This is a genomic window from Nonomuraea sp. NPDC001684, assembly GCF_053596515.1.
Genome location: NZ_JBSFGJ010000444.1, coordinates 1 through 7,632, shown reverse-complemented (window position 1 = coordinate 7,632; position 7,632 = coordinate 1). Strand labels below are relative to the sequence as shown.

Sequence of the window (7,632 nt, the reverse complement as noted above, 5' to 3'; positions counted from 1 at the left end):
GCCGGTCTCCCGCCTTCCTCGGCGAGCCGGCCGCGCCCGACATCGCCGCCCGGTTCGCCGGGTTCCAGGCGGCGCTGGCCGCGCACGGGCTGCCGGTCCCCGAGGAGCCGTTCGACACCACCGCGCTGGCCCAGGACAGCCTGCGCTCGTTGCGCGCCGCCATCGCGGCCGGCGACGTGCCGGACGCCCTGGTCTGCGCCACCGACCAGCTCGCGCTCACCGTGGTGGACCTCCTGGCCCGGCACGGCCTCCGGGTGCCGGACGACGTCGCGATCACCGGCTTCGACGGGATCGTCGCCGGGCGGCTGTCGAACCCGACGCTGACCACGGTCCGCCAGCCGTTCGCCACGATGGGGCGGCTCGCGGTGCGCATCCTGACCGACACCGCGGCGGGGGTGTCCCACCCCAGGTCGTACGTGCTGCCGACGCGCCTGGTGCTCGGCCGCAGCTGCGGCTGCCCCTGACGAAGTTTTGTCTCAATTGCGCATTGGGGCTGGATTTCTGGCGAGTTAAGCGCATAAATTCTCAGCCGTTCGGGGGAGGCAACACAGGCCGACAGGAAGGAACTGGCCGTGCGACACAGATCAACAGTGGCGGCCCTGGCCGCCATCGCCGTTGCGGCGGCGCTCACCGCGTGCGGCCGGGCCGACGAGGGCGCCGGACGGGCCCAGCCGTCCTCCAGCGTCGCGGCCAAGGCCGCCGGCGCGATCACGATGTGGGCGATGGGCAACGAGGGCGAGCTCCTGCCCGAGTTCGTGAAGAAGTTCGAGGCCGCCAACCCGGGAGTCAAGGTCGACGTGACCGCCATCCCGTGGGACTCGGCCTACCAGAAGTTCCAGACCGCCATCGCCGCCGGGAACGTTCCAGACCTGGCCATGATGCCCGGCCTGCCGGTGTTCAAGGACGCCTTCGCGCCCGTGCCCGAGGCCATCGACACGGCGGGCATGTACCCGGGAGCCGTCTCGACGGGAACCATCGGCGGCCGGCTGCTGGAGGTGCCGTGGTACGTCGACGTCCGGGCGCTCTACTACCGGACGGACCTCGCCCGCAAGGCAGGCTGGGATAAACCCCCGGCCACCTGGGACGAGCTGCGGCGGATGGCGGCCGACCTGCAGCGCAAGGCCGGTGCGAAGTGGGGCATCCGGCTGCCCGCGGGCACGACCGGATCGTTCCTGTCCGCGCTCTGGATGCCGTGGTCCAACGGCGCGGAGCTGATGAACGCCGACCAGTCCTCGTGGACGCTCGACACGCCGGAGTTCGCCGCGGCGTACGAGTACCTGGCGTCGTACTTCAAGCAGCGCATCGCCGATCCGAACGCCGACACGGCGCCCGCCGCCGCGGTGAAGGACTTCCTGACGGGCACGACGCCGATGCTCGTCGCCGGTCCCTTCCTGCGCGGCGCCATCTCCCAGGCCGGCGGGGACGCGTTCGCGGGCAAGTACGCGACCGCGCCGCTTCCGGCGGGGAAGAGCTCGACCTCGTTCGTCGGCGGCGCGAACCTCGTGGTCTTCAAGGCCGCCAAGAACCCCGACTCGGCCTGGAAGCTCGTCCAGTGGCTCAGCGAGCCGCAGACCCAGGCGGCCTGGTACAAGGTCAGCGGCGACCTGCCGGCGACCCAGAGCGCGTGGCAGGATCCGGCGCTGGTCGCCGACCCGACGCTCGCCGCGTTCGCCGAGCAGCTCAAGACGGCCAAGGCGCCGCCGCAGCTCGTCGCCTTCGACAAGGTCGGCGCGGCGGGCGACTCCGCGATCGAGCAGATCATCAAGGGCGGCCGGCCCGTGGCGGACACGCTGCGCAAGCTCCAGCAGCAGGCCGACGGCATCGGGGTGTCCTGAGCGGTGTCGAACCCCATGTCGCCCACCGCCACCGGACGGGCGCGCGCCTCCCGTGACGTGCGCGCCCGCCGGGCCGGGGGAGCCAACTCCGAACGCCGGCGCCGGCAGACGACGGTCGCCTGGCTGTTCGCCGCGCCGTTCGTCGTCGTCTTCGCGGTGTTCATGGTCCTGCCGATCGCCGGTTCGATCGGCTTCTCCTTCACGGACCTGACCGCGCGGGACATCCAGTCGCCCTTCAACGTGAACTTCGTGGGCCTCCAGCAGTACGCGGACGTCCTCACGGATCCGGAGTTCCAGAACGCCGCCGGGGTGACGGCGCTGTTCGTCCTCGTCGGCATCCCCGCCACGGTGGCGCTCGGGCTGGGGCTGGCGCTGGCGCTCAACTCGGGCGTCCGCCGGCTCAGGCCGGTCTACCGCGTCGCCTTCTACGCGCCGGTGGTCACGAGCGTCGTCGCGGTCTCGGTCATCTGGCGTCACATCCTCGCCCGGGACGGGCTGCTCAACATGGTCCTCGCCCTGGTCGGCGTCGAGGGGCCGGACTGGCTGAACAGCACCACCTGGGCCCTGCCCTCGTTGATCCTGATGGCCGTCTGGCGCAACACCGGGACCCTCATGGTGATCTTCCTGGCCGGGCTGCAGGCCGTCCCGGCCGACGTCGCGGAGGCGGCGGCGATGGACGGCGCCGGGCCCTGGCGCCGCCTGCGCAGCATCACGCTCCCGCTGCTGCGCCCCACGATCCTGCTGGGCTGCGTGCTCATCTCGGTCGGCTACCTGCAGTTCTTCGAGGAGGCGTTCGTGATGACGCAGGGCGGGCCGCTCGGCTCCACCTTGTCCATGACGTACTACACGTTCAACGCCTTCGGCTTCGGCGACTTCGCCAAGGCGTCCGCGGCGAGCTACATCATGTTCGTCGTCATCGCGGCGGTCGGCGTCCTGCAGTTCCGCCTGCTCAGGAGGGCCACATGACCCAGCAGGGACGCCTGACGGCGCGCTCGCTCAGCTACGTGGTGCTGACCGCCGGCGTGGTGGTGTGGCTCGCGCCGTTCGCCTGGATGGTGCTGGGCGCGTTCAAGACGCAGGACGAGATCTTCGCCGACCCACCGACGTGGTGGCCGCACTCGCCCACCGGCGGGAACTTCGCCCGCTGGCTCACCGAGCTGCACTTCGGCACCTTCTTCGGCAACAGCCTCGTCGTCGCCGTGCTCACCGTGCTCGGCAACCTGCTGTTCTGCTCGATGGTCGGCTACGCGCTGGCCAAGATGGACTTCGCCGGGAAGCGCGTCCTGCTCGGCGTCGTGCTGGTGACCATCATGGTGCCCGGCGTGGTGACCTTCGTCCCGCTGTTCGTGATCGTCGCGAAGATGGGCATCCTCGACACGTACGGGGCCCTGGTGCTGCCGTTCCTCACGCAGCCCGTGGGCGTCTTCCTGATGCGCCAGTTCATGCTGGACATCCCCGACTCGCTGCTGGAGGCGGCGCGCATCGACGGCGCCTCCGAGACGAGGATCTTCACCCGGGTCGTGCTGCCGCTGTGCGGCCCCGCGCTGGCCACCCTCGGCATCCTCACCTTCCTCGGCTCGTGGAACAACTTCCTGTGGCCGCTCGTGGCGAGCCAGACCGAGTCGATGTACACCCTGCCGGTCGCGCTCTCGCTCTACTCCACCGGCCAGTACGCGACCGACTACGGCACGCTGCTCGCCGGGGCCGTGCTGATCATCACGCCGATCCTCGCGCTCTTCGTGTCCCTGCAGCGCTACTTCGTGCAGGGCATCGCCACCATGGGCCTCAAATGACCACACCTCCGACACCCAAGACAGGATCGAACATGACGACTTCGCCGCCGCCGACATTCCCGGACGGTTTCCTGTGGGGCGCGTCGACGGCGGCCCACCAGGTGGAGGGGAACAACGTCGGAAGCGACTTCTGGCAGGCGGAGCACGACGGGAGCCGGGGCCTGCCCGAACGGTCGGGGGACGCCTGCGACAGCTTCCACCGGTGGCCCGAGGACCTGGACATCGCCCGCGACCTCGGTCTCAACGCCTACCGGTTCAGCGTCGAATGGGCCCGCGTGGTCCCCGCGCCCGGTCACCCGTCGCCGGCCATGCTGGCCCACTACCGCCGGATCATCGAAGGCTGCGGGCAGCGCGGGCTGACCCCGGTCGTCACGCTCCACCACTTCACCAGCCCCGCCTGGCTGAGCGCCGGAGGCGGCTGGACCTCCGGGGAGACGGTCGCGCACTTCGCCGACTACGTCCGCGCGGTGCTGCCGATCCTCGACGGCGTGCCCTGGGTCTGCACGATCAACGAGCCCAACATGGTCGCCCTGGTGGCCGCGCGCCGCAGGCACGGCGCCGGCGAACCCGTCCCCTCCTTCGTCCCGCCGGACCCCGACGTGACCCGCGCGCTGGCCCGCGCGCACGAGGAGGCCCGCGACCTGCTCGCCTCCGTGCCCGGACTGCGCTCGGGGTGGACGGTGGCCAACCAGAACGTGCAGGACCACGGCGCCGGCCCCGACCGCACCGCCGAGCTGTCGTACCTGGTCGACGACCAGTACATCGACCTGGCGAAGGACGACGACTTCCTCGGCGTGCAGGCCTACAGCCGCCTGCGCGCGGGCGCGGACGGCGTCATCGCCCCCGGCCCGGACGACAGGCGCACGATGATGGGCTGGGAGTACTACCCTCTCGCGCTGGAGGACGCGGTCCGGCACACCGCCGCCCGGCTCGGCGGATCGACACCGCTGCTGGTGACCGAGAACGGCATCGCGACCGCCGACGACGACGAACGCGTCGCGTACACCACCGAGGCCGTCACGGGCCTGGCCCGCGCCATGGCCGACGGCGTCGACGTGCGCGGATACCTGCACTGGTCACTTCTGGACAACTACGAGTGGGGATCGTGGACGCCCACCTTCGGCCTCGTCGCGGTCGACCGGACCACGTTCCGGCGCACGGTCAAACCCAGCGCCCGCTGGTTCGGGCGGCTCGCCCAGGACCCGGCGGCCGTCCTGGGCGGGGAGTCGGCGTCGTGACGGACCTCCTGGACGTGACCCTGGACGCCGCGGACCTGGCCCGCCTCATCGACGGCGCGGCCGCCCTCGACCCGGGAGCCCACGGCGGCCTGCGCCCGCGCCGGCTGCCGCCATGGGCCCGCGCACAACACGACGACCCCTGGTTCGACCTCATGGAACAGGCGCCCACCGGCGTCTCCCTCCGCTTCGCCACCAGCGCGACCCTGCTGCGGCTGCGCCTGCACACCCGTTCGCTCCGGCCGGCCGGCGCCGAGGTCGCCGGGCCGCACAGCCTCGCCGTCGTCGTCGACGGCGCGGTGGCGGAACACGTCGCGATCCCCGAAGGGGACGTCGTCGTCATCGGCGCCGACCGGCAGGTCGCCGGCCGGGAGCAGCGCGATCCGTCCGCCGTGAGGGTGGCCCTCGTGCCCGACGGCAGGGAGAAGCAGGTCGAGATCATGCTGCCGCACGACTGCGCGGTCGAGGTCATCGGCCTGGCGGCCGACGCCCCGATCGCGCCGCCGTCCGCCGGCGGCCTCCCACGCTGGACGCATCACGGCAGCTCCATCAGCCATGGGCTGCAGGCCGCCACCCCCGACGGCACGTGGCCGGCGCGGGTCGCCCTGGGCGCCGGCTGGCGCCTGCGCAACCTGTCGTTCGGCGGGAACGCGCAGCTCGACCCGTTCGTCGCCCGCATGATCAGGGACACCCCCGCGGACCTGATCACCCTGAAGGTGGGCATCAACCTCGTGAACGCCGACTCGATGCGGGCCAGGACGATGCTGCCCGCGATGCACGGCTTCCTCGACCTGATCCGCGAGGGCCATCCGGACACGCCGGTGGTCCTCATCACCGCCATCGCCTGCCCGGCGCACGAGCACACGCCGGGGCCGACCGTCGATCGCGGCGGCACGGCCGCCGGGGCGGACCGGGCCCTGGAGGCCGACGACGGCGCCCTCACGCTGGCCGCCACCCGCCGGATCATCGAGCGCGTCCACGGCGGGCGCGCGCCCGACGACCCCCACCTGCACCTGGTGGACGGCCGTACCTTGCTGGGCGAGCAGGACGCGCGCCTGCTGGGCGACGGGCTCCACCCCACGCAGGAGGGGCTGGACCTCATCGCGCGGCGCTTCCAGGACACGGTGGCCGGCCTGCCGGCCCTGGCGGGGCTGCTCGGCGGCCGGCGATGAGGGCCGCGCTGGTGCCGTGGCCGCACGCGGTCGCGCTCGACCACGCGACGACGACCGTCCTGCGCCCCGGCCACGTCGAGATCCGGGCGGACGATCGTCTGCGCGACGCCCGCGCGTGGCTCGAAGGCGAGTTCGCCCGCCTCCCCGCCACCCCCTCGGCGGGTGACCCGTCCCCGTCGCGCGTCGTCCTGCTGATCGGCGAGGCGCCCGGCGACGTGCCGCCGGCCGGCGGGATCGCGCCGGAACAGCTCCCCCCGGACGAGCGGCACACCGTGACGATCGCCCCGGAGGAGATCACGATCACCGGCCCGACTCCGCACGCGGTCCTGCGGGGCGCCGCGACGCTGGTGCAGCTGGCGGAGTCGGCGGCGGGCCGGCTGCCGGTCGGGCGCATCGCCGACGGGCCCGCCCTGGCGTGGCGGGGCCTGATGCTCGACGTCGTCCGGCATCCCTTCCGCCCGGACGAGATCCGCCGCGTCATCGACCTGCTGACGCGGTACAAGCTGAACGTGCTGCACCTGCACCTCACCGACTCCGGCGGCTGGCGGCTGCAGTCGGCGGCCCGTCCCGCGCTGGACGCGACCTCGCCCGGCGAGCTGATCACGCGGCGCGAGCTGGCGGAGCTGACGGCGTACGCCGCGGCGCGCGGGGTGACGATCGTGCCCGAGATCGACCTGCCCGGGCACGCCCGCGCCGCGATCCGCGCCTACCCGGAGCTCGCCGGCGACCGGACCGCGGCCCGTCTGGGCTACGTGGATCCGGCCGTGCCCGGGGCCGAGTCCTTCATCGCGGAGACCGTCGCCGAGTTCGCGCAGGCGTCCCGTGCCCGGTTCGTGCACGTCGGGGGTGACGAGCCGTTCGGGATGCCCGTCACGGCGTACACGCGCGCGGTCGGCGTGGCCGTCCGCGCGGCGCACGACGCCGGCAGCCGGGTCGTGGCCTGGCAGGAGACGGTACGCGCCGGGGCGCTGGGCGACGGCGACCTCGTGCAGCTGTGGATCGGCGCGGAGACGAGCATCGACGCCGACGCCAAGAAGGCGGAGCTGCCGGAGTCCGCGCACCCGTTCGTCGACCAGATGGTGGCGTTGTTCGCCCTCGCGCCGTCCGACGGGCCCGCCGCTGCGGCGGCCGGGCTGCCGGTGCTGCTGTCCTCCAGCGACGTGCTGTACTACGACCGCCCGTACGCCGAGCCCGCCGCGGACGCCGAGGGGGAGGCGCGCCGGGCCCGGCTCGGGTTCCGCGACTATCCGGCCAAGACCCTCCGGCAGATGTTCGACTGGACCCCGCGGTCCTTGGTGTCGGGGCTCGACGTCCGCGTCGCCGGGGTGGAGGCGGCGATCTGGTCGGAGACGATCACGTCCTTCGACGATCTGGCGTTCCTGCTGCTGCCCCGTCTCCCGGCCGCGGCCGAACGATCCTGGACGCGTGAGCCGGCGACCTGGGAGGACCACCGGGCACGCCTGGAACCGCACGCCGCCACGTGGGAGGCGACGGGATGGGGAGCGGCGTACCGGCCCGCGGCGGAACCGTGACCCCGCCGCGGCCCCGGGGCCCGTCGCGGCCCAGGGCTCGTCGTCGTCAGGCTCGCCAGGGCGAC

General features: G+C 73.0%; 7 protein-coding genes. All 7 read left to right on the top strand.

Annotated features, from left to right (window positions below; genetic code table 11):
* The coding region (locus tag ACWCSD_RS43175) for a LacI family DNA-binding transcriptional regulator (protein ID WP_449923870.1) at positions 1–464 on the top strand (464 nt) is incomplete at its 5' end.
* Positions 465–572: 108 nt separating this feature from the next.
* Positions 573–1,835, top strand: a complete 1,263-nt coding sequence (locus ACWCSD_RS43170) for an extracellular solute-binding protein (protein ID WP_397156041.1) — start codon at positions 573–575, stop codon at positions 1,833–1,835.
* 3 nt (positions 1,836–1,838) lie between these two features.
* Complete coding sequence (locus ACWCSD_RS43165) at positions 1,839–2,801, top strand: carbohydrate ABC transporter permease (RefSeq protein WP_397156044.1); 963 nt, start codon at positions 1,839–1,841, stop codon at positions 2,799–2,801.
* Complete coding sequence (locus ACWCSD_RS43160; RefSeq protein WP_352351481.1) at positions 2,798–3,628, top strand: carbohydrate ABC transporter permease; 831 nt, start codon at positions 2,798–2,800, stop codon at positions 3,626–3,628. Before ACWCSD_RS43165 ends, ACWCSD_RS43160 begins: the two co-directional genes overlap by 4 nt.
* A 32-nt stretch (positions 3,629–3,660) precedes the next feature.
* Positions 3,661–4,866 carry a glycoside hydrolase family 1 protein gene (locus ACWCSD_RS43155; RefSeq protein ID WP_397156046.1) on the top strand — a complete coding sequence of 402 codons (1,206 nt, stop codon included), beginning with the start codon at positions 3,661–3,663 and terminating at the stop codon, positions 4,864–4,866.
* Entirely contained in the window at positions 4,863–6,035 is a 1,173-nt protein-coding gene (locus ACWCSD_RS43150; RefSeq protein ID WP_449923864.1) for a GDSL-type esterase/lipase family protein, read from the top strand. Before ACWCSD_RS43155 ends, ACWCSD_RS43150 begins: the two co-directional genes overlap by 4 nt.
* Positions 6,032–7,567: a family 20 glycosylhydrolase gene (locus tag ACWCSD_RS43145; protein ID WP_449923861.1), complete on the top strand. Its 1,536-nt coding sequence runs from the start codon at positions 6,032–6,034 to the stop codon at positions 7,565–7,567. The genes ACWCSD_RS43150 and ACWCSD_RS43145 overlap by 4 nt, the downstream gene beginning before the upstream one ends.
* Positions 7,568–7,632: the final 65 nt, after the last annotated feature.